17 protein-coding genes and 1 pseudogene are annotated in these 18054 nt (G+C 63.4%); 11 read left to right on the forward strand and 7 right to left on the reverse strand.

Annotation, left to right across the window (positions count from 1 at the left end):
• Positions 1 to 73 precede the first annotated feature (73 nt).
• A complete protein-coding gene (locus BRAS3843_RS26420; RefSeq protein ID WP_035982840.1) occupies positions 74 to 1006 on the reverse strand; it encodes an N-acetylmuramic acid 6-phosphate etherase in 933 nt (310 codons plus the stop codon).
• Positions 1007 to 1025: 19 nt separating this feature from the next.
• Complete coding sequence (locus BRAS3843_RS26425; protein ID WP_008972167.1) at positions 1026 to 1967, reverse strand: BadF/BadG/BcrA/BcrD ATPase family protein; 942 nt, start codon at positions 1965 to 1967, stop codon at positions 1026 to 1028.
• A gap of 116 nt (positions 1968 to 2083) precedes the next feature.
• Here BRAS3843_RS26425 and BRAS3843_RS26430 point away from each other — a divergent pair, with 116 nt between their 5' ends.
• Positions 2084 to 2338 (forward strand): hypothetical protein, encoded by a 255-nt coding sequence (locus BRAS3843_RS26430; protein WP_008972168.1) that lies wholly within the window; start codon positions 2084 to 2086, stop codon positions 2336 to 2338.
• 17 nt (positions 2339 to 2355) lie between these two features.
• On the forward strand, positions 2356 to 3261 hold the full coding sequence (locus BRAS3843_RS26435; protein ID WP_008972169.1) for a ribonuclease Z: 906 nt from the start codon (positions 2356 to 2358) through the stop codon (positions 3259 to 3261).
• A 42-nt stretch (positions 3262 to 3303) separates the two neighbouring features.
• On the opposite strand, the gene dinB is transcribed toward BRAS3843_RS26435, so the two are convergent.
• From dinB to BRAS3843_RS26445, 3 genes and pseudogenes are all read right to left on the reverse strand, one after another.
• Complete coding sequence (dinB, locus tag BRAS3843_RS42295) at positions 3304 to 4407, reverse strand: DNA polymerase IV (RefSeq protein ID WP_008972170.1); 1104 nt, start codon at positions 4405 to 4407, stop codon at positions 3304 to 3306.
• Positions 4408 to 4959: 552 nt separating this feature from the next.
• Positions 4960 to 5262, reverse strand: a pseudogene (locus BRAS3843_RS42300) (response regulator transcription factor); the annotation flags it as partial.
• Positions 5263 to 5327: 65 nt separating this feature from the next.
• Positions 5328 to 6122 carry an IclR family transcriptional regulator gene (locus tag BRAS3843_RS26445; RefSeq protein ID WP_008972171.1) on the reverse strand — a complete coding sequence of 265 codons (795 nt, stop codon included), beginning with the start codon at positions 6120 to 6122 and terminating at the stop codon, positions 5328 to 5330.
• Positions 6123 to 6403: 281 nt separating this feature from the next.
• Between BRAS3843_RS26445 and BRAS3843_RS26450 the strand changes: the two genes are divergently transcribed.
• The 7 genes from BRAS3843_RS26450 to BRAS3843_RS26480 all read left to right on the forward strand — a co-directional run bounded on the left by BRAS3843_RS26450 (position 6404) and on the right by BRAS3843_RS26480 (position 13376).
• Entirely contained in the window at positions 6404 to 7015 is a 612-nt protein-coding gene (locus BRAS3843_RS26450; protein ID WP_008972173.1) for a flavin reductase family protein, read from the forward strand.
• 31 nt (positions 7016 to 7046) lie between these two features.
• Positions 7047 to 8378 (forward strand): MFS transporter, encoded by a 1332-nt coding sequence (locus BRAS3843_RS26455; RefSeq protein WP_035982842.1) that lies wholly within the window; start codon positions 7047 to 7049, stop codon positions 8376 to 8378.
• A gap of 22 nt (positions 8379 to 8400) precedes the next feature.
• The gene (locus tag BRAS3843_RS26460; RefSeq protein WP_008972175.1) at positions 8401 to 9261 is read left to right on the forward strand and encodes a fumarylacetoacetate hydrolase family protein; all 861 of its coding nucleotides are present in this window, start codon (positions 8401 to 8403) and stop codon (positions 9259 to 9261) included.
• Positions 9262 to 9263: 2 nt separating this feature from the next.
• A complete protein-coding gene (gene hpaH / locus BRAS3843_RS26465) occupies positions 9264 to 10067 on the forward strand; it encodes a 2-oxo-hept-4-ene-1,7-dioate hydratase (protein WP_035982857.1) in 804 nt (267 codons plus the stop codon).
• A 16-nt stretch (positions 10068 to 10083) separates the two neighbouring features.
• On the forward strand, positions 10084 to 10479 hold the full coding sequence (locus tag BRAS3843_RS26470) for a RidA family protein (RefSeq protein ID WP_008972177.1): 396 nt from the start codon (positions 10084 to 10086) through the stop codon (positions 10477 to 10479).
• 11 nt (positions 10480 to 10490) lie between these two features.
• The gene (locus tag BRAS3843_RS26475; RefSeq protein WP_008972178.1) at positions 10491 to 11366 is read left to right on the forward strand and encodes an amidohydrolase family protein; all 876 of its coding nucleotides are present in this window, start codon (positions 10491 to 10493) and stop codon (positions 11364 to 11366) included.
• Positions 11367 to 11678: 312 nt separating this feature from the next.
• Positions 11679 to 13376: a methyl-accepting chemotaxis protein gene (locus BRAS3843_RS26480; protein WP_008972179.1), complete on the forward strand. Its 1698-nt coding sequence runs from the start codon at positions 11679 to 11681 to the stop codon at positions 13374 to 13376.
• A 76-nt stretch (positions 13377 to 13452) separates the two neighbouring features.
• On the opposite strand, the gene BRAS3843_RS42305 is transcribed toward BRAS3843_RS26480, so the two are convergent.
• Positions 13453 to 14436, reverse strand: coding sequence for a 2Fe-2S iron-sulfur cluster binding domain-containing protein (locus BRAS3843_RS42305; RefSeq protein WP_244425475.1), 984 nt, complete (start codon positions 14434 to 14436; stop codon positions 13453 to 13455).
• A gap of 121 nt (positions 14437 to 14557) precedes the next feature.
• Here BRAS3843_RS42305 and BRAS3843_RS26490 point away from each other — a divergent pair, with 121 nt between their 5' ends.
• Entirely contained in the window at positions 14558 to 15886 is a 1329-nt protein-coding gene (locus BRAS3843_RS26490; RefSeq protein ID WP_244425480.1) for an NAD(P)-dependent oxidoreductase, read from the forward strand.
• 3 nt (positions 15887 to 15889) lie between these two features.
• On the forward strand, positions 15890 to 17215 hold the full coding sequence (preA, locus tag BRAS3843_RS26495; RefSeq protein ID WP_008972183.1) for an NAD-dependent dihydropyrimidine dehydrogenase subunit PreA: 1326 nt from the start codon (positions 15890 to 15892) through the stop codon (positions 17213 to 17215).
• A gap of 15 nt (positions 17216 to 17230) precedes the next feature.
• On the opposite strand, the gene BRAS3843_RS26500 is transcribed toward preA, so the two are convergent.
• Positions 17231 to 17893, reverse strand: a complete 663-nt coding sequence (locus tag BRAS3843_RS26500; protein WP_008972184.1) for a TetR family transcriptional regulator C-terminal domain-containing protein — start codon at positions 17891 to 17893, stop codon at positions 17231 to 17233.
• Positions 17894 to 18054: the final 161 nt, after the last annotated feature.

Raw genomic sequence — 18054 nt, forward strand, 5'->3', positions numbered from 1 at the left:
CCGCGCTTTCGCGAACGACGTTGGCGACAACGTCAGCGCTTTTCAAGGATTTAGCTCGCCATCGCGGATGTCGTCACGACTTATTCGCCCCGCTTTGCTTGCGCTCGCCATTGTCGTTAACATCCGCGGCTAACTCCGCAAACACGCGCCGGAGATTGCCGTCACAATCTTTCAGAACGGCCTCGGCGTCGCTCCTGTCGACGCCCAAGGCCAGCAGGACTGCCGTCTTGATGTCGCCCCCGGCCTGCTCGAGCGAGCGTGCCGCGTGCGGCAGATCACAGCTCGAGATTTTCGCCACCATGGCTTCGGCCCGCCGCTTCAGTTTGGCATTGGTCGGTAGCATGTTCACCATCATGCCGCGATACACCCGGCCAAGGCGCAGCATGATCCCGGAGGAGATCAGGTTGAGCACGATCTTCTGCGCTGTGCCTGCCTTCATCCGCGTCGAGCCGGCGATCAGCTCGCGGCCGGTCTCGATAAGGATCGGAAACTTTGCGGATGCCAGCAGGGCGGTGCCGGGATTGTTGGCGAGACCGATCGTAACTGCTCCGAAAGAGCCTGCCTTCTGCAGCGCCGCGACCGTGAATGGCGTTGTCCCACTGGCGGCAACGGCGATCACCACGTCCTGCGGTTTCAGCCGCGCGGCATTGATCTGCCTGACCGCATCGTCGACATCATCCTCCGCACCCTCGATGCTGGTGACGAATGCGCTGTCCCCACCGGCGACGATGAAGCGGACGCGCTTGCCGGGCCAGGCGAAGGTCGGTGTCAGCTCGGCGCCGTCCTGGACTGCCACACGGCCCGAGGTGCCGGCGCCGACATAGACAATGCGACCGCGATCGCCCAGCGCCGACTTGGCCGCTTCCGCCGCCGCAGTGATCGCGGGAAGGGCATGGCCGATCGCGGCGACAGCCGCAAGCTGGCCCTCCCACATCGCTTCCATCGCGGACCCCAGCGGCCATGCATCAAGATCGGCAAAACGGAGATCGACGTCTTCGGTTGTCATATTGTTGATCCAAGCGCGATCAAACGCGGAATTTCGAATCCTGGTCATGATCAGTTTCTCTCTTGGGCCGGTCGAGCTTGGACGAGCCGGGCTTGGGCAAGTCGAACCGTCCTCGTGCCACCCGTAAAGCGCCGGCATCAGGATGCCTCAGGCGGGCGCGCAGATCGGGCGTCAGCCAGGGCGTGATGTCATCCGCGAACCCACCCAACGCCGAGAGTCGGTCAAATCCTCTCGCCAGGAATAGATCGAGCAGGTCGCCAATGGCATCGGCCGCGCGTTCGACAAAGCGACCGCCGACCGGATCGCCCTGATTGGCATCTCGCATCACGATCGGCGCGAACACCGCATAATCTGTTGCCCTGGCTTCATCAGACCAGGCCACCGCCTGTTCAGGATCATGATCGAACGCGCCCAGTGCCTCCGAAAGCAATGATATCAGCTCGCCCCGGCGATCCGCGGTCCGAAGCGCAAGTCGAACGACCTGCAGGCCGAGATCGGCGCCGCTGCATTCGTCCGACACGGTAAAGCCGTAACCGGCGACACGGATTTCGCAGCCGTCGATCAGGCCGACACTCACCGAGCCCGCGCCGGCGACCACGATCGCCCCGTCCGCGCCGCTATGGGCGCCGAGACAGGCCGCCAGGCCGTGGCTGATGAAAGCAACCGACGCAAAGGGATACGAGACCTCGTTGAACGCCGCTTCCGCGCCCCGGCGGCGCAGTCCGGCAAGGCCAATCCCGGCGTGCGTCCGCGTGACATCCTCCCGGGCCTGGCCTGACTGTGCGGCTGCCGCTTGAGTGATCTCCATGATGGATCGCCGTGCCTTCTCAAGGCCAATCCGGGTCCTGGCAGGCCCCGAGCTTGCTTCACCGAGCACCCTGCCGTTTTCGTCCTCGATCCGCGCGCGGCGACGAGTTCCGCCGCCGTCGATGCTAAGATACGTGGTACCGTTTGCTCCCATGATGAGTTAACGCCAGGGTTTCGCTCCGGGTCCTCACAAGTCCCCTGGTGTACATATGAAGCCTTGGACGGGACTCATCTCACGGGCCCGTTACTGCCGTTCTCGGATCGATACTGATGGGCTGCGCCGCGTCTTCCTCCCTCACGATTGCCGCGCGGCACATCTTTGATAGTGCCGCCAGATTCCATGAAAACGCACACAAGCTGGTCGATGGCGGCTTTCTCGCCAACGGGCATCCGCTTAGTCAGCCGCCCGCCGTGGATGCGCACTGGCAACCGCTGGCAGCGCAAAATCGCGGCCGTTTCCAGGTGCCGACGTTGCGCAATGTCGACAAGCGGCCGAGCCTCTCGGACGACTTTCACGGATTGTAGAGATTTCGGGCCACGAAATGTTTGCGCTCACCTTTCTGGGGACGTCAGCAAGCGTCCCGTCCGCCGACCGCAATCACCCCGGACTTCTCGTGGAGGCGGGAAATCAACGCATTCTGGTGGATTGCGGAGAGGGGACGCAGCGCCAGCTGTTGCGTAGCGGCGCCGGTTTTCGAAGATTGGACAGCCTGCTGTTGACCCACGGGCATTTCGACCACGTGCTGGGCATTCCCGGTCTCTTCTCGACCCTGCGGCTGCGGCAGAGTGCCGAGGTCATGACAATTCACGCCAGCCAGGGCACCCTGGAAGTCATTGTCCGGATGCTCGCAGGCCTGTGGGGCGAGGGAAGGGCGCCCATTCCGCTGCAACTCGCTGAGTTGACTGCAGGTCAGGTCATCGCTAACGGCGAATTCGCCATCCACTGCTTTCCGGTGCGTCACCGCGACACCGACAGCTTCGCCTTTTCCTTCGAAAGTCCTGCTCGTCGTCATCTTCGGCCGGATCGCCTCGCGGCCTTCGGCGTACCGGACGGCCCGGTACGGAAGGAACTCGCGGAGGGGAAGCCAGTGACGCTCCCAGACGGCACAACGATCGATCCCAAAGAGGTGCTCGGCCCGCCGGAGGGTCGCAAGAAGCTCGCGATCGTTGGAGATACCGAAACCATGGAGGGTCTGGCAGAGCACGTTTCCGATGCCGATGTGCTGGTCATCGAAGCGACATTCCTGGACCGCGACGCCGCCATTGCGCGTGACTACGGACATCTGACCGCAAGGGAAGCGGCCACGCTCGCCGTGGTGAGCAATGTCAAGATGCTTGTCCTGACCCACATCTCCGGTCGCTATCCGGATGAGGAGATTCTGGCGGAGGCCGCGGCGATTTTCCCGAACAGCCGGGTTGCCAGAGATTTCGATCGCATCGTGATCTAACGCTGGCGGGTGGACCTGAGCCGAAAACAAGCCGCGCATCGCTCAGATCGGCAGGTCCAGTTGAGGTCCGCACTCCGCCTCGGACTGCAGCGACGATAGTGAGACGCCCAATAGTCTGACCGGCTTCGGCGTTGGCATCTCGCTTTCGAGGAGACCGATGGTCAAGCGTCCCAGGTCTTGGCGGCTGGAGATCGCCGATGCGAGCGAGCGGCTACGGGTGATGATCTCGAAGTCGGAAAACTTCACCTTCAACGTCACGGTGCGGCCGAAATTGCCGGTGCTTTCGCAGTGACCCCAGATCTTGTCGACCAAAGGGTCGAGCTCCGCGACCAACGCCGCAAACTCGGTGAGGTCGCCGGAGAAGGTGTTTTCGGCGCCGACAGACTTCCGAATACGGTTCGCGCGAACGGGGCGTTCGTCGACACCGCGTGAGATCCAGTAGTAGTAGGCGCCGGCCTTGCCGAAATGGGCGTTCATGAACTCAAGGGTCTGATTGCGCATGTCCATGCCGGTGAAGATACCGAGCCTGTTCATCTTCGCATTGGTCGCCGGACCGATCCCGTGGAATTTCCCGACCGGGAGCTCTTCGACGAAAGCTGGTCCCATCTTTGGGGTGATCACGAACTGGCCGTTTGGCTTTCGGTGATCCGAGGCGAGCTTCGCCAGGAACTTGTTATAGGAGATGCCGGCGGATGCGGTCAGGCAGGTCTCGCGCAGGATCTTCGCCCTGATCGCCGTGGCGATATCGGTGGCGACGGGAATGTGCTGCAGGTTCTCGGTCACGTCAAGGTAGGCCTCGTCAAGTGAGAGAGGCTCGATGATTGCGGTGTGCTCGGCGAAGATGTCGCGGATCTCCCGGCTGATCGCCTTGTAAACCTCGAACCGCGGCCTGACGAAGATCAGGTCGGGGCATTTGCGCTTAGCGGTCACCGATGGCATTGCGGAGCGGACGCCGAACGCTCGAGCTTCATAGCTCGCTGCGGCCACGACGCCACGTTCCTTCGATCCGCCGACGGCGACAGGCTTGCCGCGCAAGTCCGGATTGTCGCGCTGTTCGACGGACGCGTAGAAGGCATCCATGTCGATGTGGATGATCTTGCGATGGGGCGCTCCTGGTGCGCCATGCTTCGGATCGGACTCGGGCATACCTGGATTGTACAGAAACTTGCCAGGCAAGTCGCCGGTCGGGCCCAGTCGGTCCCTGGGCTTTCGGGGCAGGTGTCGACGATCAACTCGAGCACGTCCGTGACGGCGACGGCCGCTGCTTCCGGCGAGATCTCGGGCGGCGAACCTTCTCGGCGATGCGGCCAACGACCTCCAATTGCATTGGTCCGTCTCAGCCGCAGTTCGTGCCGCGGATATCGGTCGGCAAGCGCCGCCGAAGGATACGAGTCGGCTGAGGTCTACCGAGGTTGTTGCTGTGAACGTTCTGCTTCTTGCGAGGTGGTGGCGCGCGCCATACGCCAGGACTCCAGCCCCTCTCTGCCGATGAGGGTGGTCAAAAGCGGCGGTCGTGCCGCATTCGCCAGATGTCTGCTTATCCCCTGACGGCGGCCGAACAGCGGGGATACCTCGACCGCCGCTCAGGGCCGGCGCGCGCCTAAGTGTTCGACCACGCTTCGTGGCCCGGACGGCCGTGACGCGCGCGATGTCCTCGCTTAAGAACCGTCCTCCGCCCGCGACGGTCCTCACCGCGCTCAGCAGGTCTTCCGGTTTGGTGCTCTTCGTCACGTATCCCGATGCGCCGGCCTCGAACGCCTTGAGCGCGAAAGCCGGGCCGGCGTGCATGCTGAAAGCGAGCACCTGGGCGTCCTCGTCCCACTGCTGTATATGACGCACCGCCTCAAGGCCGCTGGCGCCGGGCAGGGCGATGTCCATGATCGCAACGCCTGGACGGTGGTCCTTGTAGGCGCAATAGGCCTGTATCGCGTCTTCGGCTTCGGCGCACACATGAAATCCGGCCTGGCGTTCAAGCAGCCGGCGATAGCCTTCGCGCCTCATTCCATCAGCGCAAGGCGGCCCTTAGCGGAGGGATACGTTACCCTTGGTTGCGGCAATGGGATTCATCAAAGCGCGTGTTCAATTGACCGAGCGGCGCGCATCGCCGTCTCCGCGACCTCGGATGCTCGCCGAGGATTGAGGCGCCTTCGAATTGCGGACACCGTCACCGCTGCGAGCGCCTGTCCATCGCGGCCGGTGATCCAGGCCGAGATCGAGCGGGTGCCCTCGATCAGCCCCTTGTCGCGCAGATTATAGCCGCGCCGGCGTGCCTCGGCGATCTGCTCGAGGATCACGGAGACTGTCGTCTTATATGAGCCGAAGCGGTTGGCGTTCCTTTCGAGGATCGCGCGCGCTTCACGCGCCGGCATGGCAGCCAGGATCGCCACGCCAGCACTGCTGACGCCGAGCGGCCGGCGCGCACCGACCTCGATCGACAGCACCTGGATTGGAAAGCTGCCCACGCGTCGCGACACGCACAGAGTATCCAATCCCGTGCGCGTGGTCAGAAACACTGTGTCGCCGATCTCTGCGGACAGTTCTGCAAGCGAGCGCTCGGCGACGACGAGCAGCTTCGAGCGTGTCTGGCGCGCCAGCGCGAGTTCGGGCACCTGCCGCCCGACCGCGAAACGATCGCTCGCCTCGATCCGTTCGACGATACCTTCCTCGATCAGCACGTGAATGATGCGATGGACGGTCGGCCGCGTCAGCCCCGTGGCGCGCACGACCTCGCGTAACGGCAATCCGTTCTCGCGGCCCGCCGCCAGAATGCGGAGAACTGCGAGTGCGCGCCGGATGGCCTGCGCGCCCTGGCGCGGGCGTTGCCGTGGCGCTGCATCCACAATCGATTTGTTGCGCTGCACCCGTTTCTCCATTGTCCACAATATGGACAAAATGGACATAATTTCCTGGACGCTGCAAGCCCCACGGTTCACATCACGCCACAACTATACGCGTTCGACATCGATCGGGAATGCGTGAACAACAACAGACGCGGCAAGCGGACTTCAGATGGGTTGGAAACATTGTTATCGTAGCGGCAATACGCCGCAGCCACATGAACAAGATGCATCGCCCGACAACGCGAAGCGCTATCGCAGCGTAGCAGCTCCGGTCGAGGCGCGTGTGCAGCGGGGATCGGCTTATGCCAAGCATTGATCCCAGGGATCTCGGCGCCGAGCAGGCCTACAGATTGCTGACCGGCATCGTGGTGCCACGGCCGATCGCCTGGGTTACGAGCCTTTCGCGCGCGAAGACCGTGAATCTGGCACCGTTCAGCGCTTTCACCTTCGTCTCGCCCAAGCCGCCGATGCTCGCCATCAGTGTCGGACGCAAGGGAAATGTCTACAAAGATACTGCGCGCAACATCCTCGATCTCGAGGAGTATGTCGTGCACATCGCCGATGCGCCGCTGATGAATGCCGTACACGAGAGCTCCGTCGAACATCCATCCGACGTCAGTGAGGTCGACGTGCTTGGCCTGGAGACGGTCGCAAGTGACCGCATCGCGGTGCCGCGACTGGCGGCGGCGCCGGTCGCGATGGAATGCCTCTTCCGGCAATGCCTCGAATTCGGCGAAACACGCAGCCGTCTGATCGTCGGGGAAGTGATCGCGTTTCACATCAGGGAGGAGCTCCTCAGCGACGGCAAGATCGAGACCGAGAAACTCAACCCGATCGCCCGGATTGCCGGGCCGCGTTACGCCCGGCTCGGTGAGATCGTCACGCTGAAGTCTGTTTTTCAAACCTCGAAGTGACCCGATGACAACAATCTCGCGAGCCGATGACATGCTTCAGGCCGACGCAGCGCCGATCGCGGCCGATCAAGGTTACACCTCGCGCGAGCGCGTCGCGATCATCCTGTCGTGCATGCTCGGCTTTGCGCTCGATCTCTACGATGTCCTCATCATGCCGTTCCTGATGGGATCGATCCAGAGGTCGCTCAACATCTCGCTTGGCCAGGTCGCCAGCGTCACCAGCCTGACATTGATCGGCTCGGTGCTGGGCGGTGCGCTGTTCGGCTGGGCCGGCGACCGGATCGGCCGCCGCCAGTCGCTCCTGCTGACCCTCGGTGTCTTCGCCATTGGCTCGATCGCCTCGGCCTTCGCCTGGGACTATGCGAGCCTCGCCATGCTGCGTTTCGTCACTGGCGTCGGGCTTGGCGGCGAATGGGGCGCCGGCATGGTGCTGTTCAACGAAGCCTGGAACAAGGAACGCCGTGGCCTGGGCAGCGCCTTCATCCAGGGCAGCGCGGTGATCGCCAGCGCCGGCGCCTCGATCGTCGGCGTCTGGGCCACGACGTCATTCAGTCTCGAATGGGGCTGGCGGATCGCACTGCTGACCGGCGGCTCGCCGCTGCTTCTGATGATCTTCATCCGCTTCTTCATGCCGGAATCAAAGGCGTGGCTGCAATTTGATCGCCAGCGCAAGGCCGGTACGGCACCAGTAGCGGCTCGCTCGACCAACACGCTGGCCGCCATGTTCGGCCGGGACCTGATCAAGGTCTCGGTGATGTCGCTGCTGTGGATGATGGGCTACATGTTCTGTTACTACGGCGTCGTCGTGTTTATGCCGACCTTGTTGCAGCGTTCGCTCGGCACCCCGCCCGATATCATCAGGAACATCTCGGTCGTCGCCTCCTTCGTCGGCGGGCTCTCCTACATCAGCATGGGATTGCTGAACGACAAATTTGGCCGGCGGTTCGGTGCGCTCGTTCCGGCGCTCGGCTGGATCGTCATGGTCGGCGGACTCTATGTTTACGGACACCAGGCCTTCGGCGGCAGCGTGCTCGGCTTCCCGATGCTCTGGATCTATTTCGCCTTCGTGATCGGTAACTCGGCGCTCGGTGTCGTCGGCACCTGGCTCTCGGAGCTCTATCCGATCGAGGTGCGCTCCACCGCCGTCTCCGTCGTCTACATGGCCGGCCGCGGCGTCGGAAGCCTCGCGCCCGTGGTGGTGCCGATGGTTGCGGCGGCGTCCGGCGGGCAACTGGCGGCGGGCATGCTGATCGTCGCGCCCGCGCTGTTCGTGTTCCTCGCCATGACCTTGATGCTTCCGGAAACGCGCGGCCGCGATCTCAGCGTTCACGCCAGCGCCAGGATCCGGCAGCAGGCGATTTGAGGGCTATTCTCGGAGGACCCTGATGAAACTCTGCACCTATCTTGTCGATGGGAAGAACCAATACGGCGTCGTCATCGGTGATGGCGTGGTCGAGCTGAGCGAGCCACTCGGCTCGGAATTTGCCGATCTGCGCAGCCTGATCGCCGCGGACGCACTCGCAAAGGCGAGGGTCGTGGCAGCGGGGCGAAAGCCGGACCGTCGGCTGAGCGAGCTGACATTGCTGTCGCCGATTCCGGCACCGGAAAAGATCTGGTGCATCGGCGTCAACTACAGGGATCGCAACGCGGAGTACAAGGACAATTCGGACCTGCCGAAATATCCCAGCCTGTTCGTGCGCAATCCGTCGTCGATCGTCGGTTCGGGGCAACCAATCGAAAAGCCAAGAGTGTCTGAGCAGCTCGATTATGAAGGCGAGCTCGTCATCGTCATCGGCAAGGAAGGCCGACACATCAGCCGTGAGAATGCGTGGTCGCATATCTTCGGCATGACCCTTTGCAACGAAGGCTCAGTCCGGGACTGGCTGCACCACGGCAAGTTCAACGTCACCCAGGGGAAGAACTTTGACCGTTCGGGTAGCATCGGGCCGTGGATCGTCACCGCGGACGAGTGCGATCCAAAGGGCCCGCACGATATCATCACGCGGGTCAATGGCGAGGTACGGCAGCAGGACTCCACCGAGCGGCTGATGTTCACCTTCGACTACCTGATCTCATACCTGTCGACATTCGCTACGCTCAAGCCGGGCGACATGATCGCGACGGGAACGCCGACCGGTGCCGGCGCCCGGTTTACGCCGCCGCGCTGGCTCAAGCCCGGCGACGTCGTCGAGGTCGAGTCGACCCGGATCGGCATCCTGCGCAACGCGGTCGCCGAGGAGAAGTGAACGTGCTCGACCAGAAGACAATCGACATGCTGGCGCGCCGCCTCGACGAGGCCGAGCGCACCAAATCCCTGATCTCGATGTTCACGGCCGAATATCCGGATATGGTGATCGACGATGCCTACGCGATCCAGCGCAGCTGGACGGCCCTTCAATTGGAGCGTGGCCGTGTCATCAAAGGCCACAAGATCGGCCTGACGTCGAAAGCGATGCAGAACGCGGTCGGCATCTCCGAGCCGGACTATGGCGTGCTGTTCGCCGACATGTTCTATCAGGACGCCGGCACTATCCCTTATGACCGATTCCATGCGCCGCGCATCGAAGTTGAGCTGGCCTTCGTGCTCAAGACCGAGCTGCGCGGGCCCGATTGCACGATCTTCGATGTACTCAACGCCACCGGCTACGTCACCCCCGCGCTCGAAATCCTGGAAACGCGGATGCATCGCGTCCATCCCGAAACGAAGAAGCCGCGGACGGTCATCGACACGATCTCGGACAATGCGGCGAACGCCGCGCTGGTGGTCGGCGGCCGTCCGTTCCGCCCGCTCGATGTCGACCTGCGCTGGGTCGGCGCGCTGCTGTTCAAGAACGGACAGGTCGAGGAGACCGGCATCGCTGCCGGTGTCCTCAATCATCCGGCCTATGGCATCGCCTGGCTCGCCAACCGGCTGGCGCCGCATGGTGAGCATCTCGCTGCGGGGGAGGTGGTGCTGGCGGGGTCGTTCACGCGGCCGATCGAGATCAGCCGCGGCGATACCATCCACGCCGACTACGGTCCCCACGGATCGGTCTCCTGCCAGTTTGTCTGAAGTTGGAGTTCACCCGATGACATCGACCTCGAAGCGACGCCGCAGCGTCCATATCGGCGAGTTCAAGCACGTCAATCCGATCCCGAACGCGAGCCGGATCGGCAATCTCCTGATGTCCGGCGTCATCCTCGGACGCGACCCGAAGACTGGCGAGATGCCGGCCGACATCGAGAACCAGTGCGCGAACATGTTCGCGCATATGAGGGCTATCGTGGAGGCGGGCGGTGGCACCACGGATGACATCATCAAGATGACGGTCTGGCTGAAGGATCGCAGCCAGCGCGGTCCGGTGAACGTGGAGTGGCTGAAGATGTTTCCGGACGAGCATTCGCGTCCAGCGCGCCACGCGCTTTCCATGGAGATGGAAGGCGGCGCGCTGGTGCAATGCGACTTCACCGCCGTCATCGATTGAGGAAGAGTTTGATGCCGACCTATCTGCCATTCGATCCCAATCCGCGCACGCCCGCCAAAAAGCCGCCGCGCAAAAGCATCGACAGCCAATTTCACGTGCTGGGCTCGCCGGAGCGCTATCCGGCCCGACCAGGTGCGGCGTACCAGATGCCGAGCGCGACCTGGGAGGCCGCATTGCGGGTGCACACGGCGCTCGGCATCGAGCGCGGCATCATCGTGCAGACCACGACCTATGGCGCGGATCACGCGGTCGTGCTGGACGCTCTCGCGGCCATGGGACCGAACTACAAAGCCTGTGCCAACGCGCTGGTATTTGCCGAGCGTGACGATGCCTATCTCGCCAAGCTGAACGACGCGGGCGTCGGTGGCGCGCGTTTCAGCTTTCGCAAAGAACTGGGCGCTGTGCTGTCGGACGGCGACTATGCGCGCGCCATCGCGCGGATCAAGGAGCTTGGCTGGTACGCCAAGTTCCAGCCGGAAAAGGACGGCATCGTCGCCAATCTCGACAAGATTGCTTCGCTCGAGGTACCGGTCCTGATTGATCACATGGGGCGGCCGGACCCGGCCTTGGGTAAGAACGATCCAAATCTCCGTGCGGTGCTCGATCTGCTGTCGAAGGGCAATTTCTGGGTGATGCTTTCGCTTGGCGAGAAGACATCGAAGAAGGGGCCGCCCTGGGACGACGTGCTGCCGATCGCGCACGCCTATCTGGAGGCGGCGCCCGACCGCTGCGTCTGGGCCAGCGACTGGCCGCATCCGGTCTCGGTCGTACAGCCACCTAATGACGCCGACTTGCTCGAGCTGCTTTACCGGTACGTACCGGACGAGGCCCTGCTCGAAAAGGTTCTGGTCAAGAATCCGGCGACGTTGTTCAAGTTTTTTGACTGAACGGAGATTACATAGTTGGCACGCCGAAGGCGTGAGGAAAGCGATTCCCGGCACAACAGCGAACTTCGGGACCGTCAAGCATGTTCGTTGGCCGGTGAACGGCTTCTGAATTGCTGCCTCATCGCTGGTCAGGCGGACGCGGATCGCATCCGCCGCATGTGGATGTCCGTCCGAGTCCAGATCGGCACGGCGACGTTCTCCGAGCACTCGCTGTGAACATCCGAGCGATCGGAGCGGAACGCCTGGCAATAATTCATTATTAGTAAGCAGTTGCACGCTATCGTTAGGAAGATTGTATTCTGGGGACAGAAGATGAGCCTGCTTAGTCGTTTCAAGATCCGCACCAAGTTCGCCAGCATGGTAGTCTTGGCTGCGTTGGCAGTCTGCGCGATCGTTGGTGTGGCCAGTTTCCTTACCCGCACGCGCATGATCAACGATCGCATCGGACAACTCCACGCGGCCGTTGACCTGCTGTACGGCCAGGCGCAAATGCTTCAGGATGAAGTCGCCGCCGGAAAGATCAGTATCGACCAGGCCAAGGTCGAATTTCGCCGCATCGGCCATCATATGAAATTCAACAACGGCCAGATTTATCCGATCGCCCATAACATGGCCGATTCCTCGGTGCTGCTGAATGGTGCGGACGAAAAGCTGGAAGGCAAGGTGCTCGGCATGAAGGATGCCAACGGCGTTGTGATCTCAGAGGCTCAGATCGGTGCAGCCCGACAGGGGCCAGAGGGTGGTACAAGTTCCTATCTCTATCCGCGGCCCGGCCAAACCCAGCCGCTGCGCAAGCTGGTCTACGGCCGTGCCTTCGCGCCCTGGAACATCAGCATGAGCTACGGGGTCTATGTCGACGATCTCGACGCGGACGTAAACGCGCTGCTCTTGCGCCTTGGGACCGTCGGCAGCGGTCTCACGCTGCTGCTCGCCCTTCTCTCATGGTTGGTGTCGCGGAACGTCGTCGGCGGCCTGCATCGGCTGGAAGATCGGATGCAGGGTATTGCCGGCGGCGCCCTGGAGACGCCGGTTGCCGAGACCGACCGCGGCGACGAGATTGGACGCATGGCCCAGACGCTCGAGGTGCTGCGCCAGACCGCGATCACCGCGCGCACGCTCGAAGAGGAACAGGCCATCACCAAGCAGCGCGGCGAGAAAGAGAAGCGCGCGGCGCTGATCACGCTTGCTGACCATTTTGATGCTTCCGTCGGTCAGCTCGTTGCTCTGATGGCCTCCGGCGCGGGCGAGCTCGAAACCACTGCGAAGTCGATGACCGGGACCGCCGAAAGCACCAACCAGCGTGCATCGGCCGTCAGTCTTGCAGCGACACAGGCAAGCTCGCGGGTACAGACGGTTGCGGCCGCCGCGGAGGAGCTCTCCTCCTCGATCACCGAGATCAGCCGCCAGGTCGCACAGTCAGCCGAAGTGACCGGGCGTGCTGTCGAGAGCGCCCGGCGCACCGATACCATCGTGCGTGCGCTCTCCGATGGAGCCCAGCAGATCGAGCATGTCGCCGAGCTAATTTCAAGCATCGCCGAACAGACCAACCTACTTGCGCTCAACGCCACAATCGAAGCCGCGCGCGCAGGTGATGCCGGACGCGGCTTCGCAGTCGTGGCGGCTGAAGTGAAGACATTGGCTGGCCAGACCGCCCAGGCAACCCAGGAGATCGGCGAACGTATCGCTCAGATCCAAACCGCGACCAAGGAAGCTGTCGGTGCCATCGCTGGCATCACGTCCACGATCGAAGAAGTCAGCGCGATAACCACAACGATTGGATCGGCGATCGAGGAGCAAGGTGCGGCCACCGCGGAGATCGCGTGCAACGTGACGCAGACGGCGGAAGCTACTCGCGATGTTACCGCCAACATCGGCGGTGTTTCCACCGCTGCGAACGAGACCGGCGGCGCCGCCGGCCGCGTGCTCACCGCCGCCGCCAACCTCTCCAAGCAAGCCGAGCGACTCGCGAGCGAAGTGAACACCTTCCTCGCTGGCGTCCGCGCCGCGTAAGCTTCAACAAGGAATCGCCAAGCGTCCGCGACCCGCAGTAAAGAAGGTAGGCGCCGAGGCTCGGAGCTGTTGGTGGTTACTCAAATGACCAATTTAGCGCATAAGAGTGCGCATTGTTCATCGAATAACTGATCGCATGACCCACGACGGTTTCGTCGTCACGTCTCGCTGGGATCGTCTGCGGTGTGACTTGTTGCGGTGATCGAATGGGCGGATGAGCTTGGAGCGGCGACCTGGACCGCGCTTGCGACGAATAGTTGTGCAAATGGTCTGTTGCGCAAGCTAGCCAGTCGCCAGGTCCCATTCTCGGTGTGGCTCGTCCGCGACGGAAGCGGAGGCGCGCGCCCGGCGGATAGGCGCGCGCGAGCTGATTATGCGCGATCCGGTGCTGCACCATCTCCCGGCGGGCTTGACGCTCGTCAAGCATAAGGATCAGATCTGAACATGGCTTGGTGCAGCATAGCAGCAGGAGGCCGGCTTCGGCGTCCTCGGGATAGACCGTAAGCGCGCCGGAGCGGTCGACCTCGCCCGACAATAGGCGCGCCGCGCAGGCGAGGCACCAGCCCTGCTCGCAAATGTGGGGGCTCTCGATGCCGGCATCGATCATGCTGTAGAGCAAATATTCGTCGGCTGGGGCGTCGAACGTGAATGTCCCATCGGTACGTTCGAGCTGGATGCGAAATCGCCTGGCGCCGCCTTTATCGTTCATTATTGTGCCTCCGTCATTGCTCACCACCGGCTGTCCGGCAACGCGACCTCGCCGATCCGACCGCTTGCGTTGCAATGCGCCGCCGCGATGATGCGTGCAGCAATCGCGAGCTCGCTGTCGTCGCGGGGCGCCTGGCCTGGCGAGACTTCCGCTGCCGCTCGCGTGACTCTGTACGGACGAAGACGCGCCTGTCGTTGTCGCCTGGTGATCTGCAAGCTCCGCCGGATCGCTCAAACCAAGGGCAATCATTGCCACGGGAATCGGCAGTGCGCCGGTCGCGCGGGCAGAGGCCGTGTTCAGGCGCGCGCCGACATCTTTTTTGCGGCCGCAACGCATGTCGGCGTTTGACAATTTTGATCAATTGGTCAAATCTTCCGGAGCAAGATCGTTCTCGCACTGGTCGCTCAGCGACCGAGACTGCAGGAGGACTAGGTTGAGCAACGAACCGGCTGCCGGCCTCGCGGGCCGCAGAATCTCTGCCGAGCTATGCCGCGAGAATTTCAAGGATCTGGTCGCGCCACTCCATCCCAACGAGGCGCGCGTCGCCGCCGAGCGCTGCCTGTTCTGCTACGACCCGCCTTGCGTCGCGGCGTGCCCGACCGAGATCGACATTCCGCTCTTTATCCGGCAGATCGCGAATGGTCTTCCGGTTGCTGCTGCCAAGACCATCCTCGATGCCAACATCATGGGTGCGATGTGTGCCCGCGTCTGTCCCACTGAAAATCTCTGCGAGGGCGCCTGCGTGCGCGAGTCCTCGGAGGCGCGGGCGGTGGAGATCGGACGGTTGCAGCGCCATGCGACCGACGCGCTGCTCGCGAGCGGGCGCCAGCTCTATCGCGCCGGTCCGCCGACAGGACAGCGCGTCGCCGTGGTCGGTGCCGGTCCGGCCGGGCTGTCCTGCGCGCACGCGCTGGCGCGGGCCGGTCATCAGGTGACGATCTACGAGGCGCGTCCCAAGGGCGGCGGACTCAACGAATATGGCATCGCCGCCTACAAGGTCACCGGCGACATCGCGCAAGCGGAGCTTGCTTATGTTCTTGCCGTCGGCGGGATCACGATCGAATACGGCAAGGCGATAGGGCGCGACATCACCCTGGCCAACCTGAGAGTGGAACATGATGCGGTGTTTCTCGGCCTCGGCCTTGGCGGCACCAACGGGCTTGGTTTCGGCGAGGTGCCGGCGGGCGTCAGCGATGCCGTGGCGTTCATCGCAGCGCTGCGTCAGGCGCCGGACAAGACCGTGCTGCCGATCGGGCGCAACGTCATCGTGATCGGCGGTGGCATGACCGCGATCGATGCGGCGACCCAGGTCAAGCTGCTCGGCGCGGAATGTGTCACCATCGCCTATCGCCGCTCCAAGGCCGAGATGCCGGCCTCGCGCTATGAGCAGGACGTGGCGCAGGTGCGCGGGGTGCTGATCCGCGAGAACCTCGTCCCGGTTGCGTTCGAGAGCGCCGATGGTGCCGTCAGCGGCGTCACCTTCGAGCGGACGCGCAGCGAGGGCGACCGGCTGGTCCCGACCGGCGAGCGGGTCACGCTCGCGGCCGACCAGGTGCTGACCGCGATCGGCCAGACTCTGCTCGCGAGCGACCTCGCCGATAGCGGTGTCAGCTTCGAGAACGGCCGCATCGCGGTCGATTCTGCGCGCCGCACCAGCCTTCCCGGCGTCTGGGCCGGCGGCGACTGCGTTGCCGGTGGCAGCGATCTCACCGTGGCCGCCGTCGCCGACGGCAAGGCGGCTGCGGCGTCCATCCTCGCGGCGCTGCAGTCCGCTGCAGTGCCCGAGCACGCAGGAGCTTGAGTCGTGGCCGACCTCCGCAGCAGCTTCGCCGGCATCACCTCGCCCAATCCGTTCTGGCTCGCCTCGGCGCCGCCGACAGACAAGGCCTACAACGTCATCCGCGCCTTCAAGGCGGGCTGGGGCGGCGTGGTCTGGAAGACGCTCGGCGAGGATCCGCCGATCGTCAATGTCAGCGGTCCGCGCTATGGCGCCATCCATGGCAGCGACCGCCGCGTTATCGGTTTCAACAACATCGAGCTGATCACCGACCGTCCGCTCGAGGTCAACCTGCAGGAAATCACGCAGGTCAAGCGCGACTGGCCGGACCGCGCCGTCGTGGTCTCACTGATGGTGCCCTGCGAGGAGCCGAATTGGACCGCGATCATCAAGCGGGTCGAAGAGACCGGCGCTGATGGCATCGAGCTGAATTTCGGCTGCCCGCACGGCATGAGCGAGCGGGGCATGGGTGCTGCGGTCGGCCAAGTGCCCGAGTACATCGAAATGGTCACGCGCTGGTGCAAGGCGGCGACGCGGATGCCGGTCATCGTGAAGCTGACGCCGAACGTCGCCAGCATCCTGCCGCCGGCGGAAGCGGCAAAACGCGGCGGTGCGGACGCGGTGTCGCTGATCAACACCGTGAACGCGCTGATGGGCGTCGACATCGACCAGATGGCGCCGTGGCCGCATATCGACGGCTACGGCACGCATGGCGGCATGTGCGGCTCGGTCGTCAAGCCGATCGCGCTCAACATGGTCTCGGCGATCGCGCGCCACCCGGCGACGCAAGGCCTGCCGATCTCAGGCATCGGCGGCATTGAGAAATGGCGTGATGCGGCCGAGTTTATGGCGCTCGGCGCGGTTAACGTCCAGGTCTGCACGGCGGCCATGGCCTACGGCTTCAAGATCGTCGAGGAGATGATCGCCGACCTGTCGGAGTGGATGGACCAGAAGGGCTACGCGCGAACGGAGGATTTTGTCGGCCTTGCCGCGCCGCGCAAGACCGAGTGGCAGCATCTGAACCTGGACTATGTCGTCAAGGCCCACATCGACGAGGACCTCTGCATCAAATGCGGCCGCTGCCATATCGGCTGCGAGGACACCTCGCACCAGGCGATCACCAGCCTCAAGGACGGCCAGCGCCATTTCGAGGTGATCGAGGAGGAATGCGTCGGCTGCAATCTCTGCGCCGTTGTCTGCCCGATCGAGAACTGCATCACCATGGTGCCGCTGAGGGAAGGCGACGTCGATCGTCGCACCGGCCTGAAGGTCGGCGGCCACCGCACCTGGCTCGAACATCCGAACAATCCGATGGCGACGAGCCCGAGGCCCGCCAAATATGCCGCGGAGTAGTTCGGCTCAGTCCTGCTACGGCCCGAGCACGGCGTCGAGGATCGACTGCCGTGCCGCGGTGAAGAAGGCGGGATGATCAAGCGTGCGGCCGGTGATGGCCTCGACCTGTGTGGAGAAATCGGCGTAATGTTGCGTCGTCGCCCAGATCATGAAAATGAGATGATGCGGGTCCCGTCGCGGCAGTTTGCCCTGTGCCATCCAGCGCCGCAGCAAGGTCACCTTGCTGTCGACCTGCTGCTTCAGGTCGTCCTGCAGCACCTTGCCGAGCACCGGTGCGCCGCGCATCACCTCGATGGCGAACAGCCGCGATGCCTTGGGATGGTCGCGGGCATACTCCAGCTTCTCGGTGATGTAGTCGGTCAGCGCGATTCGCGGGTCGCTCTGCGCGTCGATCCGCGCCAGCGGCACCAGCCACATATCCAGCGTCCGCTTGAGCACCGCGAGATAGAGATCCTGCTTGGTGCGGAAGTAATACAAGAGGTTCGGCTTCGACAGGCCCGCCAGATCGGCGATGGCGTCGATGCGGGCGCCGGCGAAGCCGTCCATGGCGAATACCGAGAGCGCGGCGTCAAGGATGCGCTGCACATTGGCCTCGCCGCCGCGCGTCTTGGCCCGAGTCTCCGTATCAGGAGCCGCCGTTTTGCGGGCCTTGCGTTTCAGGATCGTGCGCGCCGCCATCAGACAGTCCGTTGCAAATCGATGAGATCGTGTAGATTGGTCCGCAGGCAGCATGCAACAGATCTGACCAGATGGTCAAATCTTGCGCAGGCGGATTGGACGCATTCGCAAGTAATGCCTTTTACGTTAGGGAGCAGGGCATGGCATACGGCTTGCTTCGA

The organism is Bradyrhizobium sp. STM 3843, from assembly GCF_000239815.1.
Lineage (GTDB): Bacteria > Pseudomonadota > Alphaproteobacteria > Rhizobiales > Xanthobacteraceae > Bradyrhizobium.

What these genes read in the sequence shown, in the direction of transcription:
- BRAS3843_RS26420 (WP_035982840.1), bottom strand. Translation starts at nt 1,006, where the DNA reads ATGACAACCGAAGACGTCGATCTCCGTTTTGCCGATCTTGATGCATGG.
- BRAS3843_RS26455 (WP_035982842.1), top strand. Translation starts at nt 7,047, where the DNA reads ATGCTTCAGGCCGACGCAGCGCCGATCGCGGCCGATCAAGGTTACACC.
- BRAS3843_RS26430 (WP_008972168.1), top strand. Translation starts at nt 2,084, where the DNA reads ATGGGCTGCGCCGCGTCTTCCTCCCTCACGATTGCCGCGCGGCACATC.
- BRAS3843_RS26500 (WP_008972184.1), bottom strand. Translation starts at nt 17,893, where the DNA reads ATGGCGGCGCGCACGATCCTGAAACGCAAGGCCCGCAAAACGGCGGCT.
- BRAS3843_RS26475 (WP_008972178.1), top strand. Translation starts at nt 10,491, where the DNA reads ATGCCGACCTATCTGCCATTCGATCCCAATCCGCGCACGCCCGCCAAA.
- BRAS3843_RS26470 (WP_008972177.1), top strand. Translation starts at nt 10,084, where the DNA reads ATGACATCGACCTCGAAGCGACGCCGCAGCGTCCATATCGGCGAGTTC.
- dinB (WP_008972170.1), bottom strand. Translation starts at nt 4,407, where the DNA reads ATGCCCGAGTCCGATCCGAAGCATGGCGCACCAGGAGCGCCCCATCGC.
- BRAS3843_RS26425 (WP_008972167.1), bottom strand. Translation starts at nt 1,967, where the DNA reads ATGGGAGCAAACGGTACCACGTATCTTAGCATCGACGGCGGCGGAACT.
- BRAS3843_RS26450 (WP_008972173.1), top strand. Translation starts at nt 6,404, where the DNA reads ATGCCAAGCATTGATCCCAGGGATCTCGGCGCCGAGCAGGCCTACAGA.
- BRAS3843_RS26460 (WP_008972175.1), top strand. Translation starts at nt 8,401, where the DNA reads ATGAAACTCTGCACCTATCTTGTCGATGGGAAGAACCAATACGGCGTC.
- BRAS3843_RS26480 (WP_008972179.1), top strand. Translation starts at nt 11,679, where the DNA reads ATGAGCCTGCTTAGTCGTTTCAAGATCCGCACCAAGTTCGCCAGCATG.
- BRAS3843_RS26435 (WP_008972169.1), top strand. Translation starts at nt 2,356, where the DNA reads ATGTTTGCGCTCACCTTTCTGGGGACGTCAGCAAGCGTCCCGTCCGCC.